The sequence below is a fragment of the Desmonostoc muscorum LEGE 12446 genome (assembly GCF_015207005.2).
In the GTDB taxonomy this organism is placed as follows: Bacteria; Cyanobacteriota; Cyanobacteriia; order Cyanobacteriales; family Nostocaceae; genus Nostoc; species Nostoc muscorum.
The window spans coordinates 7,885,523-7,909,915 of the sequence record NZ_JADEXS020000001.1 but is presented as its reverse complement, the minus strand read 5'-3'; the positions used below and the strand labels follow the sequence as shown (position 1 = coordinate 7,909,915).

At 41.8% G+C, this 24,393-nt stretch carries 18 protein-coding genes, 1 tRNA gene, 2 pseudogenes and 1 riboswitch; of the genes and pseudogenes, 13 read left to right on the top strand and 8 right to left on the bottom strand.

Translation table 11 applies throughout. From position 1 onward, the window contains the following. Nucleotides 1-5 precede the first annotated feature (5 nt). The 3 genes and pseudogenes from IQ276_RS32520 to IQ276_RS32510 all read left to right on the top strand — a co-directional run bounded on the left by IQ276_RS32520 (nt 6) and on the right by IQ276_RS32510 (nt 675). Nucleotides 6-224, top strand: coding sequence for a hypothetical protein (locus IQ276_RS32520; protein WP_235116165.1), 219 nt, complete (start codon nt 6-8; stop codon nt 222-224). After that, nucleotides 154-441: pseudogene (locus IQ276_RS32515) on the top strand (transposase); the annotation flags it as partial. The gene IQ276_RS32520 and the pseudogene IQ276_RS32515, both read left to right, overlap by 71 nt. An 87-nt stretch (nt 442-528) precedes the next feature. Further along, nucleotides 529-675: a hypothetical protein gene (locus tag IQ276_RS32510; protein WP_235116164.1), complete on the top strand. Its 147-nt coding sequence runs from the start codon at nt 529-531 to the stop codon at nt 673-675. A 23-nt stretch (nt 676-698) separates the two neighbouring features. On the opposite strand, the gene IQ276_RS32505 is transcribed toward IQ276_RS32510, so the two are convergent. Both IQ276_RS32505 and IQ276_RS32500 read right to left on the bottom strand, forming a co-directional pair. After that, nucleotides 699-1,442: a cobalt-precorrin-6A reductase gene (locus tag IQ276_RS32505; RefSeq protein WP_193921303.1), complete on the bottom strand. Its 744-nt coding sequence runs from the start codon at nt 1,440-1,442 to the stop codon at nt 699-701. Continuing rightward, nucleotides 1,442-1,855 carry a DUF1636 domain-containing protein gene (locus IQ276_RS32500; RefSeq protein WP_193921294.1) on the bottom strand — a complete coding sequence of 138 codons (414 nt, stop codon included), beginning with the start codon at nt 1,853-1,855 and terminating at the stop codon, nt 1,442-1,444. Before IQ276_RS32500 ends, IQ276_RS32505 begins: the two co-directional genes overlap by 1 nt. Before the next feature lie 22 nt (nt 1,856-1,877). After that, a riboswitch (cobalamin riboswitch) is annotated at nt 1,878-2,060 on the bottom strand. Between the two features lie 92 nt (nt 2,061-2,152). Between IQ276_RS32500 and IQ276_RS32495 the strand changes: the two genes are divergently transcribed. The 4 genes from IQ276_RS32495 (at nt 2,153) to brxC (ending at nt 7,508) form a co-directional block, all read left to right on the top strand. Beyond that, nucleotides 2,153-2,226: transfer RNA gene (locus IQ276_RS32495), tRNA-Val, on the top strand. Nucleotides 2,227-2,635: 409 nt separating this feature from the next. Beyond that, complete coding sequence (locus IQ276_RS32490) at nt 2,636-3,088, top strand: MerR family transcriptional regulator (protein ID WP_193921296.1); 453 nt, start codon at nt 2,636-2,638, stop codon at nt 3,086-3,088. 287 nt (nt 3,089-3,375) lie between these two features. Next, nucleotides 3,376-3,969 carry a DUF1788 domain-containing protein gene (locus IQ276_RS32485; protein ID WP_193921298.1) on the top strand — a complete coding sequence of 198 codons (594 nt, stop codon included), beginning with the start codon at nt 3,376-3,378 and terminating at the stop codon, nt 3,967-3,969. After that, nucleotides 3,966-7,508, top strand: coding sequence for a BREX system P-loop protein BrxC (gene brxC / locus IQ276_RS32480; RefSeq protein ID WP_235116163.1), 3,543 nt, complete (start codon nt 3,966-3,968; stop codon nt 7,506-7,508). The genes IQ276_RS32485 and brxC overlap by 4 nt, the downstream gene beginning before the upstream one ends. Nucleotides 7,509-7,536: 28 nt before the next feature. On the opposite strand, the gene IQ276_RS32475 is transcribed toward brxC, so the two are convergent. Then, a complete protein-coding gene (locus tag IQ276_RS32475) occupies nt 7,537-7,875 on the bottom strand; it encodes a type II toxin-antitoxin system PemK/MazF family toxin (RefSeq protein WP_193913739.1) in 339 nt (112 codons plus the stop codon). Next, a complete protein-coding gene (locus tag IQ276_RS32470) occupies nt 7,862-8,086 on the bottom strand; it encodes a ribbon-helix-helix domain-containing protein (protein ID WP_193913741.1) in 225 nt (74 codons plus the stop codon). Before IQ276_RS32470 ends, IQ276_RS32475 begins: the two co-directional genes overlap by 14 nt. Before the next feature lie 178 nt (nt 8,087-8,264). Here IQ276_RS32470 and pglX point away from each other — a divergent pair, with 178 nt between their 5' ends. After that, nucleotides 8,265-11,846: a BREX-1 system adenine-specific DNA-methyltransferase PglX gene (pglX, locus tag IQ276_RS32465; protein ID WP_235116162.1), complete on the top strand. Its 3,582-nt coding sequence runs from the start codon at nt 8,265-8,267 to the stop codon at nt 11,844-11,846. 55 nt (nt 11,847-11,901) lie between these two features. Here the strand turns inward: pglX and IQ276_RS32460 are convergent, their stop codons facing one another. Both IQ276_RS32460 and IQ276_RS32455 read right to left on the bottom strand, forming a co-directional pair. Continuing rightward, complete coding sequence (locus IQ276_RS32460) at nt 11,902-12,255, bottom strand: XisI protein (protein ID WP_193913743.1); 354 nt, start codon at nt 12,253-12,255, stop codon at nt 11,902-11,904. Beyond that, a complete protein-coding gene (locus IQ276_RS32455) occupies nt 12,243-12,659 on the bottom strand; it encodes a XisH family protein (protein ID WP_193913745.1) in 417 nt (138 codons plus the stop codon). The genes IQ276_RS32460 and IQ276_RS32455 overlap by 13 nt, the downstream gene beginning before the upstream one ends. A 100-nt stretch (nt 12,660-12,759) precedes the next feature. On the opposite strand from IQ276_RS32455, the gene pglZ reads away from it, so the two are divergent. Continuing rightward, nucleotides 12,760-15,324 (top strand): BREX-1 system phosphatase PglZ type A, encoded by a 2,565-nt coding sequence (gene pglZ, locus IQ276_RS32450; protein ID WP_193913747.1) that lies wholly within the window; start codon nt 12,760-12,762, stop codon nt 15,322-15,324. A 59-nt stretch (nt 15,325-15,383) separates the two neighbouring features. After that, nucleotides 15,384-17,402 carry a protease Lon-related BREX system protein BrxL gene (gene brxL / locus IQ276_RS32445; protein WP_193913748.1) on the top strand — a complete coding sequence of 673 codons (2,019 nt, stop codon included), beginning with the start codon at nt 15,384-15,386 and terminating at the stop codon, nt 17,400-17,402. On the opposite strand, the gene IQ276_RS32440 is transcribed toward brxL, so the two are convergent. Both IQ276_RS32440 and IQ276_RS32435 read right to left on the bottom strand, forming a co-directional pair. Further along, nucleotides 17,399-18,001, bottom strand: coding sequence for a DUF1819 family protein (locus tag IQ276_RS32440; RefSeq protein WP_193913763.1), 603 nt, complete (start codon nt 17,999-18,001; stop codon nt 17,399-17,401). The genes brxL and IQ276_RS32440 overlap by 4 nt on opposite strands. Before the next feature lie 173 nt (nt 18,002-18,174). Next, nucleotides 18,175-18,633: pseudogene (locus IQ276_RS32435) on the bottom strand (transposase); the annotation flags it as partial. An 815-nt stretch (nt 18,634-19,448) separates the two neighbouring features. On the opposite strand from IQ276_RS32435, the gene IQ276_RS32430 reads away from it, so the two are divergent. The 3 genes from IQ276_RS32430 (at nt 19,449) to rnc (ending at nt 24,345) form a co-directional block, all read left to right on the top strand. Then, entirely contained in the window at nt 19,449-22,151 is a 2,703-nt protein-coding gene (locus tag IQ276_RS32430; RefSeq protein WP_193913750.1) for an MGH1-like glycoside hydrolase domain-containing protein, read from the top strand. A 578-nt stretch (nt 22,152-22,729) separates the two neighbouring features. Continuing rightward, entirely contained in the window at nt 22,730-23,524 is a 795-nt protein-coding gene (locus IQ276_RS32425; protein WP_190881642.1) for an NYN domain-containing protein, read from the top strand. A gap of 137 nt (nt 23,525-23,661) precedes the next feature. Continuing rightward, on the top strand, nt 23,662-24,345 hold the full coding sequence (gene rnc / locus IQ276_RS32420) for a ribonuclease III (RefSeq protein WP_193913752.1): 684 nt from the start codon (nt 23,662-23,664) through the stop codon (nt 24,343-24,345). The last annotated feature ends 48 nt before the right edge of the window (nt 24,346-24,393 follow it).

Below are 24,393 nucleotides of genomic sequence, written 5' to 3'. Positions count from 1 at the left end.
TATTTTTGAGGCAAATACGTCACGAATTATTTGACTCAGAATTTCAAATAGAACTAGCAACAGTTTTTAAGGATAGTAGCGTCGGATTATGCCCAGTTCACAAAACCAACACTCAGGTAAACAAAAGTATTGAAGATGCAAGGCAAATTAAACAACAAGATGTCGAGGAGGCAGTCGATGGTTCCCCAAAGCTCCGTAAAGGTGTTGTCAAGGATAGACGCTGAAAGCGGACGTGCCAAACTCCGCGAACGTGTCAGTGTTGAGCATACTTTGGCTCACATTGGTCAATGGCAAGGAGATAAGGCTCGCTACATTGGATTACGTAAAAATCTTTTTGACCTTCGACGTATGGCTGTTGTTCACAATCTCCATGTTTTTGCTCGCATATTCGATACTACCACTCCAGAATTGGCTAACTTTGACAACCCACAGTCTGCTTAGTTTGTCAACACCCTCTACTGGATTGGCGCTCTAGCAGTAGAGTTTAGCTTTAAGTATGGAGACGAAAACGAAAATTCTACTAGAAAAATGGCTCAAAGGGCTTATGATGTATTCCAAATATTGCAAAAACAACTAACAGATTGGGTAGATTTAGAGTCAGATACAAAAACAGCTTACATCTATAAGTTAGGCGGGTTTAATAAAACCTCTTGCCATCGATTTAGTAATGTTTAAATGAAAATTTTTCCCTAGTGTTACTATTCATGCAACTTGTCAAATATCCACGCCAAAGCACCATCAACATGAGTCACGTAATCGCCTGGTGGTGTGGCTGGACGATTCACCATCACAACTTTCACCTCAAGTTCTCGTGCGGCAATGATTTTGGCGTAGGTTGCATCGCCACCGCTATTTTTACTGACTATGGTATCAATGTTGTGGTGAATCAGGATTTCCCTTTCATTATTGAGGGTAAAGGGGCCGCGATCGCACAATAACATCCCCGGTGGCACTAAGGCATCAGGGGTAGGAGGGTCAATCATCCGCATGAGAAACCAAATTTCCTTGAGGTGAGCAAAGGCGGCGAGTTCTTGCCTACCAACTGTCAAAAACACTCGCCGTGATTGGTTTTGTAGGGCTGCGGCTGCGGCTGTAACGCTGTCAACTTCAATCCAGCGATCGCCACTTACTTTTTCCCAAGGCGGACGAATTAACATCAGATGGGGTACTCCAACTTTGGTTGCAGCATCTACCGCATTCCAGGAAATCTGGGTAGCAAAAGGATGGGTTGCATCAATTAGCAAATCGATTTGCATTACTTCCAGATAACTAGCCAATCCAGCCACACCACCGAAGCCTCCAACCCGCAAATCACCCAAAGGAACTAATGGTTGACGCGTGCGACCAGCTAGGGATGTGATTATTTCTACCCCTTCCATACTCGCCAGTTTCGCAGCTAATTCTGCTGCATCTCCCGTCCCACCCAGAATCAAAACGCGCATCATAAAGATGGTATTTTTGCCAAAATGCCATTTTTCAGAGGCTGTGGACGCTCTGACCAAGGCAGTAAACCATTTCGTTTGCCATAGTATTGGCTAGCACACTCCAGTACCGCAGATGCACTGCCATCAACAGCTAAATCGCCAAATAAATATGTTATTTTGCCTTTGGCAGCAAAGGCAACTACACAGGAACGATTACAAGCACTCATGCATTCAACCTCTTGAATTGGGAATTCATCTCGCAAGTCCCAATCTTGTGCCAGTTGCTGAAGTTGCTGTAGTAGCTGTTCGCCACCACTTCCAGGTAAACGTTTTCCATCTTGCCAAACGCTGGCACAGGTTTTGCAAACAAATAAAGCGTGGTCAGGAACACCACAGTCATTAATTGTGGAAATATTTATAGTCGCAGTCATCTGTACCTCGCAGAAATGTGGAACTGATAAATCTACTTCGGCGGGCATCCTGACTCACTCAATTTAGAATTTGGGATGACTAAGGCAAGCTAATCTCAAATCTCAAATTAGTTCACAGTTGCGGGACAGTGGCGGATTTGCACCGAACTTTCCCCGTTACCTCTGGTAGCTGACCCCCACCAGAACCGAATAACCTTAACGATCATACACTAGGGTCGAATGGTACTGAAATCATCTGGATTCTTTATCTTGCTTTTTGATAAAAGTATGTGTTATTGTTAATAATCGTGTGGTTAAGGACGTATAGCTCAGTTGGTTAGAGCGCTACGTTGACATCGTAGAGGTCACTGGTTCGAATCCAGTTACGTCCATTTTTTGTACAGTGACTAATTATTTGTCGTTGTGTCACTTAAAGGAAAAGATGGCCGGAATTAAAGGATAATGTGGCCGCCCTAAAAAGCTGGAATGCTTATTTTTCTGTCGCCCTACTTTCGCTATACTTTAGAAGCGATCGCATTCAATTCTTTCAAATACGCTTGTGTCATAGGTTCTGTCCTGCGGCCACTTTATGCTTTAAAAACGGCCACATTATCCTTTAAGTGACATTGTTGACGGCAAAGTTATGGTTCCAGTCGCGGCAAAGTTATGGGTAAAGTCACACACTGGCAATAAGACGGCACTGGATAGTAATCTGACTCATAAAAATAAAATATCATATAAATACACTATGTATTCTTAAAAAATTTAAATTTAAAAAATTGCTTCTGTAGGATGATTTCTATGGAAGAAAAATTCTACACAAGCACAGAAGCTGCTGAAATTACTAATTGTTCCCGTCGTCAATTACAGTATTGGCGAGATAAAGATGTTGTTATACCAACTGTGAATACCACAGGCAAGGGACGTAATGTTTACTACTCCGTAGCTGACCTGTTGACGCTAACTGTGATGCATTATTTATTGTCTGTTGGCTTAAGCTTTGAAGTTTGCCGGGAAGCTTTGGCTATGTTGCAAGATAAGGAGCCTTGGCTGTTTGAGGAATTTGTGTCTAAAAAAAAGATGAGGCGACTGATGCTGATATCTAACGCCTCTGGGCAAAAGTATTTAACATTAGCAGAATTTGATAAAGAGGCAGCGCTAGAAGCTCTTTGTCAAGGGCAAACTGTGATTCCCTTTTGGTGCGATCGCATTCACGAAGTCTTACACCAAAACCTCAAACGCTTTAGCGAGTAATATTAAGTACTATTACACCGCATAAGGATACTTGGGATTCAGTAACATTATGCTTTACCCAGAATCTGAAAAAGCCTAGACTTCTCTCAAAACTCAACTACAGCAGATCAAGCCTGTTGACATCTAGAAAAATACAATTTATTAATTGCCTAACAAAAACCGTAAATTTACATACAGTTTGTAGCAATTTAACGATTATCCTTGATAAAAAATATTGAGGATATATTTTACTTTGTATATAAATTACTTGAATACAGCCAAGTTAGCTGCGGGTTAATGCGGAAGTTATGCCCACATTGACCATTAATCAGCGCCTTGATGCACTGCTACCAAAGCTGCAAGATGCACGCCTGCTGAGTAACCGTGGCATTGGTAACGAAATTGGCTTTTATATTTTTGATTATGACGCTGAATATGAACCACTGGTACAACGCTACGTCGATCGCCTGAAGCCGCAATTGACGAGTTCACCGATCCAGCTTATTTTGCTGGAAATCGACCTTTACAAGACTATTCTCGACATCTTGTCAGAACGAGGGGTACTCAAAAAAGCTTTTGAGTTGGAAGCAACTAAAGGAAATGCTGCGCTGGCTAAAACCATTGCGCCCCTTGTCCGGCCTGACCAAGTTATTGCCTACATCCAAAAAAAACTTAGGGGTGATGAACAGCTTGTAATCATGACTGGAGTTGGTGCTAGCTGGCCTCTTTTGCGATCGCACAGTATTCTCAACAACCTACACCCAGTACTTGACAAAATCCCCCTAGTGATGTTTTTCCCTGGTTCTTACGATGGGCACGAACTACGCCTATTCGACACCTTTAAGGATGACAACTACTATCGGGCCTTCCCTCTGATTCCCCACCAACAACACCACCTATGAATATCGCCGAACTCTTCCAAAAGGACATTCACCGTAATATCAATGGCGTTATTAAAGTTGGGCAGAAGGACGACGAGAATATTCGTCAAGAATTGGAAGAGTATGTCGTTACCAATGAACTGGATAGGCACTTTCGGATATTTTTTGAACGCTACACTAACGCCCTAAGCAATCCTACGGATAAGATGGGTGTATGGATTTCTGGATTTTTTGGCTCAGGGAAATCTCACTTTTTGAAGATTTTGTCATACCTATTGGCTAATCATCAACTGGAAACTAGCCGCGCCTTGGATTATTTTGATGAAAAACGCATACCCGATCCGATGTTGCAAGCCTTGATAGCACAAGCAGCACATAGTTCTTGCGATGTGATTTTATTCAATATTGACTCCAAAGCTGATGCCAATAATAAAAACCATAAAGAAAGTATTACCAAAGTCTTTCAAAAGGTATTTGACGAGCATTTGGGGTACTTTGGGACAGTTCTTCCCATTGCTGAGTTTGAACGTCAACTAGATCGCCAAGGTAAATATGCAGCTTTTCAGCAAGCTTTCTTGGCAGAGAGTGGCTTGGAATGGAAGGAAAACCGAGATGCTTGGGGTTTTCATCAAGATGCGATCGCTAGTGCTTTACAAACTAGCACGGGCATGAGTGCAGAAGCGGCTAACCGCTTACTAGATTTCGGCGAACAAAATTACACTCTGAGTCCAGAAAAGTTTGCTGGCATGGTAAAGCAGTATCTGGATAGTAAAGGGCCGCAACATCGCCTAATTTTTATGGTGGATGAGGTAGGACAGTATATCGGTGAAGACAGCAAACTGATGCTGAACTTACAGACTGTTGTGGAAGATTTGGGTACTTACTGTTTGGGAAAAGCTTGGGTGGTGGTGACATCCCAAGAGGCAATGGATGAGATTACCAAAAACAAGATTAAAGGCGAGGATTTTTCTAAGATTATTGGTCGTTTTTATCGCCCACTGAATTTGTCTTCTGCTAATACCGATGAGGTAATTAAGTTACGTTTGCTGGGCAAAACTGATGCAGCGCGGGCTGGGTTGGAAGCTTTATATAGCCAGAAGATTCCTATTCTAAGAAACCAAATTGCCTTTACTCAGGACAGCGCCGATATGCCGGGATATGGCAATCCTCAAGATTTCTTTACCGCCTATCCCTTTATTCCCTATCAGTTTAATCTGTTACAAAAGGTTTTTACTCAAATTCGCCTCATGGGTTCTGCTGGCAAGCACCTGGCATCAGGAGAGCGATCGCTATTAGATGCTTTTCAGGTTGCATCCCAAGCGGTAGCTGGAGAACCTCTTGGTGTGCTGGTTCCGTTTCACACCTTTTACATGGCAGTAGAAGGCTTTTTGGATAGTTCGATCAACCAAGTTATTATTCAAGCGGGTCGGAATCCGCAATTACATTCTTTTGACATTGACCTATTGAAGACCCTGTTCATGGTCAAGTACCTGAAAGAAATTCGGGCTAATTTGGATAACTTAACTACTCTTAGCCTAAGTAATATTGACCAGGACAAATTGGCATTGCGGCAGCAGGTAGAAGCAGCTTTGGGGCGCTTGGAACGTCAAACTCTTATCCAGCGTAATGGCGATGAATATATTTTCTTGACCCATGAGGAGCAAGATATTGGCAGAGAAATCAAAAATACTCAAGTTGATTCAATCAAAGTTCTCAAAGAATTGCAACAGCTTGTCTGGGATTCAATTTTTACTGACAAGGAACTACGATACAGCCAGCGTCATAAGTATCCATTTAACCGCAAGCTGGATGAACAAACTTTTGGGCAGCAAACTAACGACCTCACCCTGCATATTGTTACCCCTTATGCCGAAAGTTACGCTGCTATGCAGGATGATGCTTTCTGCATTGGCACTACGGGATCTCGTTATGAAGTCTTGGTGCGATTGCCTGATAACCAGCGTCTACTGGATGATCTCAATATTTTAATCAAAACAGACGAGTACTTGCGTCTGAAAAATAGCAGCAACCTCAGTCCTAGTATCCAGAGAATTTTAATTGCACGGGGAGACGAGAATAGCAAACGCCGTCAGGAATTGAAAGTTATCCTAGAGGATTTGATTACTCGTGCTGATGTATTTGCCTGTGGTAGCAAGCTAGAAATTCGCAGTCGAGACACTAAAAGCTTATTGAATGAAGGTTTGAGCTATTTGGTAGGTAATGTGTATCAAAAGCTCGGTTACGTGGCTAGTGGTTTTGAAAACGAAGATCAGGTAAGCAATGCCCTAACTCGTGAGAGTCAAGAACAAGATATTAACGGACAGCCTGTTAATGTAGCTGCTCATAGTGAAATGCGAGCTTGGTTAATGGAAGAAACCCGCCTTCGCCGCCTTGTCAGCATTAAGGCATTGGTAGACAAGTTTGCAGGCCGTCCTTATGGGTGGTCGGAATTTGACACTTTGGGGGTGATGGCGGAACTTGCTAACAAGGGTGTAATAGAACTGCGACACGCTCAAGGCAACGTTAATCTGCACGATAAAGGCTTAGTAATGCAGTTGCGATCGCGCAAAGAAATAGATAAATATACCGTCCGCCTTACCGATGAAATTAACCCAGCAAACTTGAAGATTGCCAAAGACATGGCCAGCGACTTACTCAATGGCAATATGTCTAGCGATCCACAGTTACTATTTGAACAATACAAAAATGCCCTAATAAAACGCTCTCAAGAACTAGAAGGTTGGTTAATCCAAGCAGAAAGTGGGCTTCCCTTCGCTCAATTACTGCGTACTAACTTAGATTTGCTGGCTGAATTGTTAAGCAAGGACAGTGCGGCTAAGTTTTTCGACACATTTCGTCAGCGACGGGATGATATAGAAGAATTTATTGAAGATGTGCAAAAGCTACAATCCTTCTTCAGTACACAAATTAAGCTGTTCCAGCAAGCTCGTAATGACCTGAAAACTTTAGAACCAGAACTACGCCATATTAGTGAGCCAGATTTACTCAGGCGGGTGGATTTAGTTAAGCAAATTTTGGCTATGTCTGACCCTACTGCCAAGATTCCAGAATTAGCAATGTTACTCCTACCTGTCAAAGATAAGGTGCAGGAAGCGCTAAAAACTCAAATTTATCAGGTTGAGAGTAAAAGCAAGGCAATGCGGGAGAAATTAGCTGAGTATGTAACTTCCGCTCACCAAGACATTTCTGCACAGCTTGACCTTAGCAATATCACTCAAGATATCGATAAAGTTGTCACCTCAGTTAACCAGGTAATAAGTATCGATTCTGCGATCGCACGTCAGAGTGAACTAGAAAACATTCTCCCACAATTGCTGGAAAAAGTAGATCGGCAAGCCAATGAAATCATCGAGCGTCAATCGAGCAATGGCAGTTATAGTACAGCAACGTTTATCAAACCTATCGTATCGGTGCAGGTAGCAAGAGTTGCAACTAAGTCGCTACTGGAAACACCCCAAGATGTTGATGTTTATTTAGAGGCTTTACGGAATACTCTACTGGATAAGATTCACCAAAACCATCGCGTCCGTATTGAATAAATCTGGCGGGGCGGCTCTCCTATTTTGTCTACCCTAAATCTAAATGCAACTTGAGAGCAGCATCAACTAATTGCATCAAATCCTGATTCAAACAACCTACCTCATCTCCTAAAATGCGCTGCTTTGAAATCGTGCGTACCTGCTGCGCTTGTACCTTAGAAGGCTTAGATAAACCACTCTCCTCTGGATTCAATAAAACCTCAAAAGGATAAACACGACTGACGTTAGAGGTAATTGGTAAAATTGTCACCGTACTAGCCGCACTGTTATTAGCATCATTGCTGACAATCAGTACAGGTCGGCGTTTATCCATTTCTGATCCCACTACTAGACTGAGATTTGCATAATAAATTTCACCACGCTTCATCTGTTAACCCATCCCCTACCGTCAAATCCCAATCTGGGTCAACTTCCGCCGAAGCTTGGCGGTAAGCTTGCTCTAATTCCTGATACCGCAGTAACTCCAGTGCTAACTCAATGACTTGAGAGCGAGATTTACACCCTTTTGTCACTTTGTAATTCTCAATAAACTGCATCAAAGATGCTGGTAAGGAAATGGATAGTTTTTCCGATGACATAGTATTACCAAAAAGTAACTATATTTTTCTTACTTTATAGTAGCCAAAATAGTAGGAAATTAACTTAAATCCTGGCGAATAGAATAAAAGTCAGTTAAAACGCGGTGGTTATCAAGATGTTAGTCCGTTAAAACTGACTTGGACTAACCTCCCCAAAATTGATTGCGGGGTGGTTGATGTGAAAAACTACCAATTCTCTATCACCTCAATGAACCGCACCGCTATTAAAAACTTCGCAATTTGGGCGCGTCGCTACTTACGGGAACAAGTAAAAGCCCGTGCCGCCCAGTATGGGATTACTGACAAAAACATCATACAATCCCAAACCGTTACAGGTGGGTTGTTAGTGGCGGGTCAAACCTTGAACGCAACGGAAGCAAATCAGTATGAACAACTGCGAAATCGTCTGCAAGACTTGACGCTAAGTTCCAGCCAACCCCAGGCGGTAGATGCGCTGATAGATGAAATTGCCTACACCTGGTTTAACCGTTTGGCGGCATTGCGGTTTATGGAGGTGAATGGATATATCGGGCGGGTGTTGAGTAGTAGCGATTCCAATTTGGTAGACCCTGATTTGTTACGCGATGCTAGTTCTATTGCCGAAATGGGAGATTTACCGGGTCTTGATTTGGATACTCTCAATGAGTGGCGTAGTTTTGCCAATCACGATCCTAATCCCGATGAGTTTCTCTACCGCCGTCTGCTGTTAGCTCAGTGTAAAGCTTTGGCAGAGGGAATTCCAGCACTGTTTGACCCTCGCCAGAATTACCAAGCGCTGTTTTTGCCTGGAAATTTGTTAAATCAGGATTCAATTGTACGGCGGCTGGTAAAGGAGATTCCAGAGGAGGACTGGCAGAATATTGAAGTAGTGGGTTGGCTGTATCAGTTCTACATTTCGGAACGCAAGGATGAGGTAATTGGGGCAAAGTCGAAGGTGGCAGCCGCAGATATTCCAGCAGCTACACAATTGTTTACTCCCCACTGGATTGTTCGGTATATGGTGGAGAACAGTTTAGGGCGGTTGTGGTTAGAAGCGCACCCGGAATCACGGTTGCGGGAATATATGCCCTACTATTTGGAAAATCCTAACGATAATGGTGAGAGAGAAAAACCGCAAGCTTTAACGCCTCAAGAGTTGACCGTGATAGACCCAGCTTGTGGTAGTGGTCATATTTTGGTGTATGCGTTTGATTTGCTATTTGAAATTTACAAAGAACAAGGTTATTTAGAGCGCGATATTCCGGCGCTGATTTTGACGCACAATTTGTATGGTTTAGATATTGATGAACGTGCAGCGCAGTTGGCAAGTTTTGCGGTATTGATGAAAGCACGGGCAAAAAATTCGCGGATTTTGCGGAAATCTCTGGCTTTGAATATTATGGCGGTGCGTCCTACCCATAGTCAGACTTTACCACCTGCTACAGAATTAAATGCTGAAGATTGGCAACCGTTGATTGAGGCTTTTAAGGATGCGGATAATTTAGGAAGTTTAATTACTCCACCAGCTTTTGATAGTGAGAAGTTGAAATGGCAATTAGATAGTTTAGAAGCGAGTAATTCGCTATTTCGGGAGTGTGTTCCGGCTTTGCGGGAGTTGTTATTACAAGCGGATTTGTTGAGTAATCAGTATTGGGTTGTAGTTGCGAATCCGCCTTATATGGGAAATAAAAGTTTAAATAATATTTTAAGAAATTTTGCTAATCAAAATTATCCTGATTCAAAGTCAGATGCTTTCTCTATATTTATTGAACGTTTTTTAAAGATAGTTTCAAAAAACGGATTTATTGGCTTAATGACACCATTTACTTGGATGTTTTTAAGTTCTTATGAGAAATTGCGTAAACGTATATTAAGGGAAAATATAATAACCAGCCTGATTAGACCGGAATATCATGCTTTTTTTGATTCAGCCTATGTACCAATATGCGCTTTTACCCTGTTAAATAAAGCTTCACCTGAATATCAAGGAACTTTTATTGACCTTAATAAATTTTATGGGGCTGATTTGCAACCAGTTAAGGTTTTAGAAGCAATCAAAAATCCTGATTGTGGATATCTGTATTATGCAAAGGCGGCTGATTTTGCAAAGATTCCGGGGAGTGCGATCGCTTATTGGATAAGTCAAAAGATAATAGACATATTTGTAAATTTTAAACGTATAAAAGAAATTGCAGACCCTAGACAAGGACTAGCGACAGCTAACAATGATCGTTTTCTTCGCTTATGGTATGAGACCTATTTACACACAATTGGTTTTAATTACTCTAACTCAATAGATGCTTATAAATCACATAAAAAATGGTTCCCTTATAACAAAGGAGGCGAATTGAGAAAGTGGTATGGTAATCAAGACTGGGTAGTAAATTGGGAAAAAGATGGTTTAGAAATACGTGGTTTCGGCAAAGAAAATGGTGGAAAACAACGCTCACGTACACAAAATACAGATAAATATTTTAAACCTGCAATAACTTGGTCTGATATAACAACTTCTGCTTTTGCTGCAAGACTAAGCCCTCCAGGCTTTTTATTTGATATCAAAGGTTCAAGTGCGTTTCCAATATATGAGGAAATAAGGTTGCCTTTACTTGGATTAATGTGTAGTCAATTAATGCAAGTTTTTATGGCCATTTTAAATCCAAGCATTACTTTTCAAGTTGGAGATATTGCTAAAGTTCCTTTTAATTTAGCCGATAAATTTATAGATTTAATACAAAAAATAGTCTCAGAAGCAGTATTTATCTCTCGTCAAGATTGGGACAACTTTGAAACCTCCTGGAACTTCCAAACCCACCCCCTATTACGCCACAACACCAAACACCTCTCCGAAGCCTTCAACATTTGGCAAAGCAAATCAGAAACCGCCTTCCGAGAACTTCAACGCCTAGAAGAAGAAAATAACCGCTACTGGATAGAAGCTTATGGCTTACAAGACGAACTCACCCCAGAAGTACCCGACGACCAAATCACCATCCGCCGCGCCGACTTAAACAAAGATATCCGTTCCCTCATCTCCTACGCCGTCGGCTGTATCATGGGGCGCTACTCCCTCGACAAACCCGGACTCCTCCACGCCGGACAACCATTTGACCCCACCCTACACCAAACCTTAAGCGCCAGCAGTGATGCAATTATTCCCATCACAGACCAAGCATACTTTGATAACGATATCGTTACCCGCTTCATAGAATTTCTGCGCGTCGCCTACAGTCCCGAAACCCTTACCGAAAACCTCAATTTCATCGCCAACGCCCTCACCCTCAAAAATGGCGAAAGCGCCCAAGAACGCATCCGCCGCTACTTTCTGCAAGAATTCATTTCTGACCACATTCAAACTTATAAAAAACGCCCCATTTATTGGCTGTTTACCAGTGGAAAAAAACGAGCTTTTGGCGCATTACTATATTTACACCGTTACAGCGAAGATGCTCTTGCTCGTATCCGCACCGATTATGTTTTGGAATTGCAAGTCAAACTAGATGGGGAAATTGCCAGAGCGCAACAACAGCTAGATAATACCACTTCTAGCGCCGCTAAAAAAGCTGCCACAAACCGCCTGAAAGAACTGCAAGCCCAACAGCTAGAACTGCGAGATTACCAAGCCAAGCTGCAAACCCAAGCCGATGCGCGAATTAATCTTGACCTTGACGATGGTGTAGCCTACAACTACACGCGCTTTAAAGGTTTAGTTTATGAAGGTGCAGATTTAAAAATTGCTGACTTAGAAAAAGCCTCGCAGTGGAAAAGGGAACTGTTGAAATAATTCGTAATTCGTAATTCGTAATTACCAATAAATCATAGTTATTTACCCTGCCTCTTTAGGCTGTAGCAAATTCTGTGAAACCTCTTTTACTAGGATGATGGAAGCCTAAAACAATATCGGTTTGGGGTATTCCGGCTGATAACAAATCATCAACAACGCATAAATTAGTTGCATCTTCTTCCACCCAAATTTTGCTGTTTTTAATGCAAAGATACATTATAATATGCTGTATCTGCTTTTTGCCATCCCAGCCAAACCGAAACCAAAGATATTGATCTCTTTCCTCATCAAAAGCCAAGCGATCGCTTGCTTCCACTTCTCCAGATTTTGCAATTTCAGCATTAGTCATTTCATAATATTCAATAAGTATTTTCTTAATAGCATTGCGGTATTTTTCTATCTTATCCATTGCTGAATCTCTACCTTATCTAGATTGACGACTATTAATAGAACTTGATTTTGATTAATTACTGCTTGTACAGATTTTCGTTGAAAAAATTTATAATAAACAACATCATCAATAGCTAAGTAAAGTGTATATTCTGGCTCAGTAAGTTGAATAAGATTTCGATAGACAATGTATTGTCCTAATGCACTGTGAAAATCATACATTAATGATTTGCCCAAAAAACTCTTGATTTCTACAACAATTTTCTGTCCCTGGCGTTCTGCGGCAATTGGTTTTTCTGCTGCTAAGTCGGCGTAGAGTTCAGCATCCTCATATTTGATAAAGTAAGGATCAGCCGTAATAGTCCAACCGTCTTTTATCAATGCGTTCTTGACTTCATCATGATATATATCTTTGGCTGGCATGGTGGAACTATTCGAGTAATAGTTTAATTATAAAGTGTGTGCCATATTGGGTGGAAATTGGATTCTAAAATACACTTTCTCATCACTCACCCTGCCTAGCATGAACATTACTCGTATCCAAAACACCCTAGAAACCCTCTTCCAAGATTCAGCCCGTTGGTTGCACCCAGGACGAAGGGTGGTGTTTTGGTACGACCCCGAACAACAATTTACCAGCAGCTTCAATGAACTCCAACTCGAAGGCGTAGAAAAACTCCAACTCGCTGATACTGCCTTTACTGTCAAATATCACCTGCTGGTCGAGCAACCCAATCAAACTTTTCTACTGTACGCCCCCTTTCCCGAACCTGCGCCCCAAGAAAACTGGCTTCTAGACATCCAAAAAAGCGGTTTAACTTTCTCTGCTGACCCCGCCGCCCTCATCTATGCAGATTTAGGATTGCGATCGCGCGGTCTGGAAATTGTCATCCGGGAACATGAGAAATTCTTTAAAAGCCGCAAACGGACAGAAGCCTTGCAAGCAATGGGTATTTCCCCCGACAGCGATGAACGGGGATTGTTACTGGCTATGCTTTCCGTCCTCGCAGGCTTAAAAGTACCCGATGCAGGGACACTGATTCGGCGGGTGCTGCTGGGGGGGTTATTAGAGTCTGATAACGCCCTCTGGTCTGATATTGAGCGTTTTATCTCCCCTGAAGCTTTCTGGGAGGTAGTCCAAGAACACACGGATTTTCCTAAGCAAAACCCCAGTTTAAACAAGTTATTCGTGCAGTTGTTAATTACCCATTTTGCTAAATCTCTGCACGATACCATCCCGCCCCAGCTAGCAAACCAAGTCATCACTCCTGGACAACGAGCTTATGCTTTTATCGACCAGTGGATGCGTGACCAGCAGGATTCTCTAGGCTGGAAGATCCTCAGCAGTGAGGTAGCAGAACAATTACACATATTTGATGCTATAGAGAATTTAGAGCCGGAAGTTTTATTTGAAGCAGCGAGTTTCGAGGTGGTAGATAAGGTATTAATCCGCACCTGCGTTAAAACACTGCAAATGCAAATGGGGCAACAAATAACGGAATTGACACCCTGGCGAACTTGGTTACAGGCACGTCATACCCTGATTTGGTTCCCCCAGTATGAGAAGATTTATCAAGCATTGGAAGCTGCAATCGCTCTCTTGGAATTTAAGCAGCAGTATCCAGAAGGATTCCGCCAGCCAGCCCCACTTCTCTTCAAAGCCTACGCCAGTGATTTACACTCTTTTGACAAAGCTTACCGCCACTTTATCGTCAAGAGTGATGATGCCCAAGGGGATATCCTCAAGGGTTTAATTGACGATGTGGAAAATCTATACACCCAATGGTTCCTGGATGGTCTAGGAGAAGCTTGGTCTGATGCCCTTGGCAATAACTGGGAATTGGAGGGCATAGCATCCCAAACTAGATTTTTTGGTAGACACGTATTCCCAATTTTAGAACGGAGCGATCGCGAAAAAGTATTTGTGATTATCTCCGATGCTTTGCGCTACGAAGTCGCCAGCGAACTAGAAGAGGTTATTAAAAAAGAAGTTCGTGGTGAAACCAGTCTAGAGGCACAATTGGGAGTTTTACCCAGCGTGACACGGTTGGGTATGGCAGCACTTCTTCCAGGGTCAAAACTAGAACTGATACCAGGTGATGATGATGTCCGACTGGATGGGCTTGGTACTAAAGGAGCATTAGCAAGGCAAAAGGTACTAAACCAAAATAGTCGGGTAGAAGCTACAGTACTTAGTGCCAAAGACCTGCTAGAGATGAATACTGAGGAAGGACGGGCTGCTGTGCAACCTTATCGCCTAATCTACATTTATCACAACGTCATTGATGCGATCGGCGATCAGGCATCCAGCGAACGTCAAGTACTATCAGCTTGCGGAACAGCAATTAGCGAACTGCTACGGCTGGTAAAGAAAATTTGTAATTCTATCAATGGTACAAACGTTATCATCACCGCAGACCACGGTTTTTTATACCAACGTCGCCCCATTCAAGAAGCAGACAAGCGACCCCTACCAACTGGTGAAGCAGTACTGGAAAGCAAACGCCGCTACCTTTTAGCACGAGAACAGCTGAATGACTCAACCTTACTGCACTTTAGCTTGCCCTATACAGAAAATGGCACAGTTGCGATCGTACCTCGTGGTAGTTTACGCTTTGCCGTCCAAGGTGCAGGAGCGCAGTTTGTCCACGGCGGGGCATCTCTCCAAGAAGTATGCGTACCAGTTATTACCTATCATCACCAACGGGCGGTTAAAGGAGACGAAGGCCCAGCCCGGAAAGTAGGGGTACAGGTAAGTGCCAGAGTTCGGCGGGTAACGAATAATCGTTTTACATTGACATTAGTACAAAGTTATGCAGTTGAGGGAAGATGGCGATCGCGTCAAATTACAGTTGCTTTCTACGATCCCCAAACCAACACACCGATAACAGATGTGCGAGGAGCAAACTTAAGCAGCACTAGCCCACATCCGAGCGATCGGGAAATTAACTTAAGGTTGACTGTAACAACCGCTAATCCCCCTACTAATGTCTATTTAATAGTTAAGGATGCAGACGATGAGAGCGAATTGCTCCGAGAAACCTGGGCAGTTAGTTTAGGGATTGCTAACGACTTTGGAGATTTCTAAGCCAATATAGTCACAATATCGGTGAGATCAAATTATTCCCTCCTGCTCCCTGCCCCAAAATGGATGACCTGAATCAAAAACTAAACAGCATTTACCCTGGAAAGGTAGTACGTAAAGACCTGACTAAACGTATTAAAGAAGGTGCTAACGTACCAGTGTATGTGCTGGAATACCTACTCGGTATGTACTGCGCGACCGACGACGAAACCACCATTGAGGAGGGTGTTACTCGTGTAAAAAACATCCTGGCACAGAATTATGTCCGTCCTGATGAAGCAGAACAGATCAAATCTAAAATTCGGGAATTGGGACGATTTACCATCATTGACCGGGTAACGGTAACGCTCAACGACAGAGATGACATCTACCAGGGAACTTTAATGAACCTGGGTGTCAAAGGCGTAGTCATTGACCCAGAAATTGTCAAACCCAACCAAAAGCTTCTAGGTGGTGGTATTTGGTGTATTCTACAACTGGAATATGAAGCAGGAACCAAACCCAGTCCCTTCATTGTCGGAAGTCTCAAACCTATCCAAATGCCTAGTGTGGATATGGATGAATTGTTTGCGGGTCGCCCAGCTTTTACCCGCAGTGAATGGATTGACCTGCTGATTCGGTCAACAGGACTGGAACCCACTACCGTCAGCGAAGACGTGAAATGGCATCTACTTGCCCGTTTAGTAGCCCTTTGTGAAAATAACTACAACTGCTGCGAACTTGGCCCCCGTTCTACAGGTAAATCACACGTCTACAAAGAAGTTTCTCCTAACTCAATCTTGGTTTCCGGTGGAAAAACTACAGTAGCGAATCTTTTCTACAATATGTCCAACCGTCGCGTGGGACTAGTAGGTTTATTTGACGTGGTTGCCTTTGATGAAGTAGCAGGCATGAGCTTCCATGATAACGACGGTGTGCAAATCATGAAAGACTACATGGCATCAGGTTCTTTTGCACGCGGTAAAGCAGAAATTACCGCTAATGCTTCTATGGTCTTTGTGGGCAACATTAATCAAAGCGTGGAATCCTTAGTGAAGACCTCACACCTGCTGGCACCCTTCCCCGAAGCCATGATTGACACCGCCTTCTTCGACCGTTTTCACGCTTATATTCCTGGCTGGGAAATCCCCAAATTTAGCCCAGAGAATTTCACCAACCAGTACGGGTTCATTGTCGATTACTTAGCAGAGTGGCTACGGGAAATGCGTAAACGCAGTTTTGCCGATGCCATAGACCTCCACTTCAGACTAGGTAACAATCTTAAGCAACGAGATGTTCAAGCAGTTCGCAAAACTGTATCAGGGCTGCTGAAACTGCTTTTCCCAAATGGCTCATTTAGTAAGGAAGATGTGCGCGAAGCCCTAGTGTATGGTCTGCGGGTGCGACGGCGCGTGAAAGAACAGTTAAAGAAAATTGGTGGAATGGAATTTTACGATGTGCATTTCAGCTACATCGACTTGGAAACTCTCGATGAGCATTTTGTCTCAGTACCAGAACAGGGTGGTTCGAGCTTGATTAGTCAGGAAATACTAACTCCCGGTCACTTGCACTTTGTCAGCACTGGGGATAGCGGCATAATCGGAGCATTCAAACTTGAACTGCAAGCAGTACCCGGTAGTGGCAAGTTAGTACGCACTGGTGTAGCAACGGCTGGCAAGATGAAGGATAGTTTAAACATTGCCATGAATTACTTCAAAGGTAACGCTCAAAGAGTTAGCAGTAGCATTCACCCAAGTAATTTGGATTTTTTGCTCCAGTTACTAGATTTGCAAGGGTCTGGCGCACCGCAAGAGAGTGGATTAGCATTGTTCGTTTCTTTATGTTCTGCCTCTCTAAAACGAAGTGTTCAAACGCAATTTGCAATATTTGGGGAAATGACCATTGGTGGGACGATTACACCAGTCAGTAACCTAGCGGGTAGTCTGCAAGTAGCCTTTGATGCTGGCGCTAAACGTATCCTCTTACCAATGGCAAGCGCCGTGGACTTAGGCAGTGTTCCGCCAGAATTGTTTGCTAAATTTCAAACATCATTTTACGCTGACCCCGTAGACGCAGTATTTAAAGCGCTAGCAGTTAATTAAAAATCAAGCATAAGAGTCAGGTAATAATCTAGCCTATCAGCGAGTAATTGTTGACGCAAAGCTGATGGCACCGGAACAGAACGAATTTGATAATTTCCTCTTGGGGACGTGGGTTGCAATAGACCCGCATTTACTAGCACTAGTAAGGTGTTGCTAGCAGCCTTTTTATAGGTGGAGTCTGACCATGCAGCCACGGTTGAATTTTGATCTCGCTTTCCTTCAAAGAAGGTTCGCAAGTCAGCGGTCGTTACAACGTAATCAAAACCCTTAATTTTGTCCAGCAGGACTTCAGCGATGAGTTCGCGCAGAAGGCGGTGTTCTCGCAGAATCAGGAACAATATGGTGAATCGACGGGTATCAGGGTTGCTAGTGGCAATTAATTGAATATACTCCTCTGGCACTTGCAGAAGGCGTTTGAGAACAGTTTGCAGCGCCCGCTCACGAGAAACTTGAGAGCGCAGTTGAAATAAATCCTCTACCAATACTCGTTGCCGAATATCTTCCTGGGTTGCACCTTGATACATCAGTTCAGCAACTCGAAGGGTTTCAGTCAAAACAAAAGCGTGGTTAGTCCGAGCAGCATAAGCCGTTTCAGTCATAGTAGTAACAGTAACAAAGACAGGCAAAAACCTTTCTCAAATCCAGACGGTAAGCTATCGTACAGCAATAATCTTGCTGAGGAAGGTTTTTGGCATCCTACTCTACTATGTAAGTCTCCCTTGATATATTCGTCAAGCGTGGTAGCTAGAAATTTATAGAACCCATTTGGGATCTATACCTTCGCCAACCGTTTGAGCATCAGTCGGATGAAGCAAAGATTGACCTTAGCTGTGGCATTGTCCAAGGTTCTCTCAAAGTTCTTGACCAGGCTTTTACAACGTTCCATCCAAGCGTTTGACCGTTCAATTACCCATCGAGTTGCTACCACAACAAATCCTGTCTTCCCTTGCTCCTGCTTTTGGGCTGGAGTGGGCTTGGGGGCTATTTCAAACTGAATTTTGGTCATAACCTCAGGATAAATCGCCTCTACCGCCTTTGTCAGGACGGCTGGATGATACCCGTTGTCAAGCATAATGGTCGTTTTGGGAAGGTAGTCGGGTTTATCCTTAAAGTAATCTATGTGTTTCGCCAGCATCTCAATCAATCCTTGGTCATCCGACACCTTGGCTTTTGTGCAGTGGCTGAAGAAGGGGAATCCCAAACTATCCAAAGCCTTATGCCTCTTAATGCCATTAGTCGACTTGTAGAAACAAAATCCTTTCTATAGGAATTGCCGAGGGATGAACAGCTAAATCAGGATTTTGCTGACTGTTCATAATGCAAAACTTTTTTATAAAAACATATTGTTATCCTACTTAAACAGAAAGCGACAGTCAATTTGTCATTATAAAAATACACAAAAGCTTTTTTATCTCTGATGAAGCGACAGCTAATTTGTCACTATTCCCCAAGATGACAGCTAATCTGTCACTGTCAAGATGTTATCCTAATACTACTAAAACCCTGTAACCTATACCGAGCAAGATTTGAATGGATGACATTAATTTGTCTCGGCGACAAATAATTACTCACTGTACATTTTTGTACAATTATTTATTATTTGTCATTGTTAACAAATTAGTGTCGCTATTTCTTTAGCAATTGTACGTTTAGCTCGATATCTTGCTCCATCAGGTTTTTATTTGTGCTTATTGTTTAGCCTAAACTACATTCCTCCTAAAACCACGCCCAAGCATTGTAATAATGAATGGTCGTGCGATTTGACCTCAGCTATCTGGTTTTTATCAAGGAAAATACCTGCATTTTGGAATTGGAGATTTTTATTTAAGCCGAGCAAAAAGTTTTTAAAGCTGGCTGCTTTTCTCCTATGTCAGGAATGTCATCTAGATAAAGTCTTTAATATAAGTTTCTGATGAGTATATCCTACATTTTATTTACCCATTTTCCTAGCAACTTTTAATCAAAACCTCAGCCCAGTTTACGCTAACAAGGTGATACTCCACATACCTAAATTAGTTACAGTGCAGATATGCACAGGATGGTGTTATGACAACTCAGGAAGAAATCAGATTAGCAGAAACCTTAGATCGTATAGCTCATTGGCACAGATGGGGGCCATATTTGAGCGATCGCCAATGGGGAACGGTACGCGAAGATTACAGTCACAATGGTACTGCTTGGGACTATTTTACCCATGACCAAGCCCGTTCTCGCGCCTACCGTTGGGGGGAAGATGGGATTGCTGGTATTTCGGATAATCATCAACGGCTTTGTTTTGCGATCGCACTTTGGAATGGCGAAGATGCTATTCTCAAAGAAAGAATCTTTGGTCTAACTGGTAATGAAGGTAATCACGGTGAAGATGTCAAGGAATATTACTTTTATTTAGACAACACTCCCACCCATTCCTATATGAAAATGCTGTATAAATATCCGCAAACAGCATTTCCATACTCGCAATTAGTTGCAGAAAATCAACACCGCAGTCGCCGAGAACTAGAATTTGAACTACTAGATACAGGTGTGTTTGATGACAACCGCTACTTTGATGTATTTGTAGAATATGCTAAAAATTCTGCGGAAGATATTCTCATCCAAATTAAAGTAGTAAACCGAGGATCAGAAGCAAAGACACTGCACGTGTTACCTACTCTTTGGTTTCGCAATACTTGGTCTTGGAATGGGGATAGCAGCAAACCTACTTTAAAAGAGGTCAAATTAAATAATGGCTGCAATACCATCGAGGCATCTCATCCAACTTTAGAAAAGAGGTGGCTGTATTGTCAAGAAGCAAACGATATTTTATTTACAGAAAATGAGACAAATTACCAGCGATTATTTGGTTATGCCAATACATCTGCTTATGTGAAAGATGGCATTAATGATTATATTGTCCAAGGATTAAAAGAGGCTGTAAATCCAGAAAAAATTGGTACTAAAGTAGCTGCTAATTATATATTAACAGTTGGTGCAGGCGAAACTAAAATTGTGAAATTGCGACTCAGTGATGCAGCAAATTTAGTTGAGCCATTGGGCAAAGATTTTGATGCAATATTTAGGAAGCGACAACAGGAAGCAGATGAATTTTATCAGCGTATCACACCACATTCTCTGAGTGAAGATATGCGGAATGTCCAGCGACAAGCATTTGCAGGGATGTTGTGGAGCAAGCAATTTTATCATTATATTGTAGAGGATTGGCTAAAAGGCGATCGCAACGCACCACCGCCACCAAAAGAACGCCAAAATGGCAGAAATCAAGAGTGGTTTCATCTATATAATGAAGATATTCTTTCCATGCCTGATAAGTGGGAATATCCTTGGTTTGCTGCTTGGGATTTGGCATTTCATACTATTCCTTTGGCAATGATTGATCCAGATTTTGCGAAGTATCAATTGGATGTTTTAACACGGGAATGGTATATGCATCCTAATGGGCAAATTCCTGCTTATGAATGGAAGTTTAGTGATGTTAATCCCCCAGTTCATGCTTGGGCAACTTTGCGGATTTATCAAATTGAACAAAAAATTTATGGGCGTACAGACCGACAGTTTTTAGAACGGGTGTTTCAAAAGTTGATGCTAAATTTTACTTGGTGGGTGAATCGTAAAGATGCCAAAGGTAACAATGTTTTTCAAGGTGGATTTTTAGGATTAGATAATATTGGTGTATTTGATCGCAGTGCAGACCTGCCCACAGGTGGACATATAGACCAATCTGATGGTACAAGTTGGATGGGAATGTATTGTTTAAATATGCTGGCAATCGCTTTAGAGTTAGCCAAGGCTAATCCTGTTTATGAAGACATTGCCACCAAGTTCTTTGAGCATTTCTTGTATATTGCTGATGCGATGAATAAAATTGGCGAAATGGAAGCCAGTTTATGGAATGAATCAGACGGTTTTTACTACGATGTGCTGCATTTAAATGAACAGCAGATTACCTTAAAAGTGCGGTCAATGGTAGGATTAATTCCCTTGTTTGCCATCGAAACAATTGAACCAGAAACCTTAAAAATGCTTCCCGGTTTTAAAAAGCGGTTGGAATGGTTTATCCGAAATCGTCCTGATTTACGACAAAATGTAGCTTGCATGGAAACGAAAGGAATAGGTGCTAGGAGACTGCTGGCGATCGTTTCCAGAGATAAACTAAGAAGTATTCTGCAAAAAATGCTCGATGAAAGCGAATTTTTGAGTCCCTATGGTATTCGCGCACTTTCGAGATTTCACGCTGAACATCCTTATACTTTTGATGTCAACGGTTGTCAATTTCGTGTAGATTATGAACCGGCTGAATCTAGTAGTGGTTTATTTGGTGGTAATTCTAACTGGCGCGGTCCTATTTGGTTCCCGGTGAATTTCTTACTCATTGAATCTCTACAAAAGTTTCATTCTTATCTGGGAAATGATTTTAAACTCGAATGTCCTACAGGTTCTGGTCAAATGATGACACTTGAGGAAGTTGCATTAGAATTATCTCAAAGATTAACTAGAATTTTCTTAAGAGATTATTCTGGAAAACGACCTGTTTATGGTGGAATGCAAAAGTTTCAAAACGATCCACATTGGCAGGATTTAATTTTGTTTTATGAGTATTTTCATGGTGATAATGGAGCCGGAATTGGAGCTAGTCATCAAACAGGATGGACAGGTTTAGTTGCTAAATTAATCCAGGATTTTGGTGAGTCTGAAACACAACAACATGAACCAAAAATTGAGCAGGATGAAAAGGCGATCGCTTTAGCATAAGGACACACTAATCTATATATTCTGAAAGCAAAGACGCGATGAATCGCGTCTCTACAAGAATCAATTTTTTGTAGAGACGGCGATTTATCGTGTCTCTTGGTGAACCATTTAGAATTGATATATATCAAGCGATCGCTTTTACAAATCTTCATAAATGACAAGCTTGACATCCTAGATCACTTATGTAATTGTGTATTTAAGACAGCAAAATAACCGCACTCTAAGGCGCAGGTTTTTGGTAGTTGTCTCAGCAGCAACAATTCCTAGTTTCCTGCCGAGCTTCGTGTCATCCCTTCGGCTGAAGTATTTAGCCAAAAGTTTAGTCTAGTAACTGATTAGACTTTCAATGGAAAGACAAGATGTTCGGATAAATCTTCAGAGGAAGGGATGACGCGAAACTTGGTAGGAAGCCAGGAATTATTGCTGCTGAGACTTAAACTAAACTCAAGCGACGGTAGAAAGCTTTATTGCAGGGAAGTACTTTTTGAGTACAAATTCTTTGTATAAAGCCCTGCTACTGCTAGATGTGTGATTTGTTGAAACTGTCCAGTTCACTCAAGAATGCTGGATAAATTACAATGATACACGCAAATAAATCCTCCGATAGACAAACAAGCCAACAAAAAAATTCTATTGCTATCTTTTGGGATCTTCAGAACGTCTACTCAATTCAAAAAACAGCTACTTTTTTGCTAGATTTTGCCCAATTTGAAGGAAGGATAAAATGCAAAAAGCTATACTACAATTCACATCATCAAAATCAAGTTTTTGCTAAAAATAATTTAGAAGTTCTTGATATTACTTGTGTTGATGTTCGTGATACTTCAGAAAACAGTGCAGATTATCGGTTGATGGCTGACTGTGTTAAAGCAGTTGGGTTGAATCCTTCCCTGAGAACAATTATCCTAGTTTTAGGAGACTGGGACTATGCTGGCTTAATTTCTGTTTTACAATCTTTGGGTAAAAAAGTGATAATTTTTGCTCAAAGAGGTAGCGCAAGTCTAAAGCTCATTAAACTAGTTGGTAATGATAACTTCCACTTTATAGACGAGTTACCTCAGTTAGTTGAGGAAAAGAATCAAGCTTCAACTACTTCCATTAAGTCTCATATTAATTACAATGAGGCTATAGAATATCTAATTGAAGCTATCAACACTATCTTAAGCCAAGGTAAGCCTACTTTATTTGGTCGCATTGACAAATTCATGCGTCAAAACTGTGCTAATTATCAAGGATTTTCATCAATACATACACCTGATGGCAAGAAATTTAAAAGCTTCAGCCAGTTTGTTGATGCTGCTGTAAAAGATGGTAAAGTCCAAAAGCAAGGTCAGGAATTGTTTTTGATTGAATTAAACAAACTGGCTGCCTAAAATAGCTTTTAAAAACCCAGTTTTTTAATTAACTGGGTTTTACCAGCACCGCTATTTGCGGTTTTTTAATGTCTGAACACAATCACACTTTTACAGGTTTCCACAAATATATCTTCCCAACAAAATAAAACGTAAAAATGCATAAACTTCTAACATTCCGTGATGAAAAACTTCTACGCCGTGCGCTGACTCACCGTTCTTATGTTCATGAAAACCCAGGAGAAGGCGAACATAATGAACGCCTAGAATTTCTCGGTGATGCTTTGCTGAATTTCTTAAGTGGAGAGTATCTGTATCGCCGTCATCCAGAAAAGGGAGAAGATGAATTAACGCGGCGGCGTTCTGCATTGGTAGATGAAAAGCAACTGGCAAAGTTCGCTGAAGAAGTAGATTTAAATTTTAAAATGCGGCTGGGAAAAGGTGCTATTCAAGACGGAGGATACTATAATCCGAATTTACTTAGTAGTACATTTGAAGCTGTTCTTGCTGCTTATTATCTAGATAATAATTCAGATATTGAAGCAGTTCGCGCAATTATAGAACCGCTATTTGATTCTGTACCTGAACAAATTGTTGTTTCTCGTTCTAATGTAGACTCAAAAAATCGCTTTCAAGAATGGGTACAACGTAATGTTACCCAAATTCCTCCTAAATATTTTACAGTTCAAACAGGTGGTTTGTCTCACGCGCCAGAGTTCATCGCCAAAGTACTTGTAGATGAAAAAATCTACGGCGAAGGTAAGGGACGCAATAAAAAAGATGCTGAGAAAGCTGCTGCTGAAGATGCGTTAGCTAAGTTGAAAAAGCAAGGGTTATTGTAGAAATGATTTTTTCACGCAGAGGCGCAGAGGCGCAGAGAGATTTTGAGG

What these genes read in the sequence shown, in the direction of transcription:
- IQ276_RS32505 (WP_193921303.1), bottom strand. Translation starts at nt 1,442, where the DNA reads ATGCGCGTTTTGATTCTGGGTGGGACGGGAGATGCAGCAGAATTAGCT.
- IQ276_RS32490 (WP_193921296.1), top strand. Translation starts at nt 2,636, where the DNA reads ATGGAAGAAAAATTCTACACAAGCACAGAAGCTGCTGAAATTACTAAT.
- IQ276_RS32475 (WP_193913739.1), bottom strand. Translation starts at nt 7,875, where the DNA reads ATGAAGCGTGGTGAAATTTATTATGCAAATCTCAGTCTAGTAGTGGGA.
- rnc (WP_193913752.1), top strand. Translation starts at nt 23,662, where the DNA reads ATGCATAAACTTCTAACATTCCGTGATGAAAAACTTCTACGCCGTGCG.
- IQ276_RS32455 (WP_193913745.1), bottom strand. Translation starts at nt 12,659, where the DNA reads ATGCCAGCCAAAGATATATATCATGATGAAGTCAAGAACGCATTGATA.
- brxC (WP_235116163.1), top strand. Translation starts at nt 3,966, where the DNA reads ATGAATATCGCCGAACTCTTCCAAAAGGACATTCACCGTAATATCAAT.
- brxL (WP_193913748.1), top strand. Translation starts at nt 15,384, where the DNA reads ATGGATGACCTGAATCAAAAACTAAACAGCATTTACCCTGGAAAGGTA.
- IQ276_RS32485 (WP_193921298.1), top strand. Translation starts at nt 3,376, where the DNA reads ATGCCCACATTGACCATTAATCAGCGCCTTGATGCACTGCTACCAAAG.
- IQ276_RS32510 (WP_235116164.1), top strand. Translation starts at nt 529, where the DNA reads ATGGCTCAAAGGGCTTATGATGTATTCCAAATATTGCAAAAACAACTA.
- IQ276_RS32500 (WP_193921294.1), bottom strand. Translation starts at nt 1,855, where the DNA reads ATGACTGCGACTATAAATATTTCCACAATTAATGACTGTGGTGTTCCT.
- IQ276_RS32470 (WP_193913741.1), bottom strand. Translation starts at nt 8,086, where the DNA reads ATGTCATCGGAAAAACTATCCATTTCCTTACCAGCATCTTTGATGCAG.
- IQ276_RS32460 (WP_193913743.1), bottom strand. Translation starts at nt 12,255, where the DNA reads ATGGATAAGATAGAAAAATACCGCAATGCTATTAAGAAAATACTTATT.
- IQ276_RS32440 (WP_193913763.1), bottom strand. Translation starts at nt 18,001, where the DNA reads ATGACTGAAACGGCTTATGCTGCTCGGACTAACCACGCTTTTGTTTTG.
- pglZ (WP_193913747.1), top strand. Translation starts at nt 12,760, where the DNA reads ATGAACATTACTCGTATCCAAAACACCCTAGAAACCCTCTTCCAAGAT.
- IQ276_RS32425 (WP_190881642.1), top strand. Translation starts at nt 22,730, where the DNA reads ATGATACACGCAAATAAATCCTCCGATAGACAAACAAGCCAACAAAAA.
- IQ276_RS32430 (WP_193913750.1), top strand. Translation starts at nt 19,449, where the DNA reads ATGACAACTCAGGAAGAAATCAGATTAGCAGAAACCTTAGATCGTATA.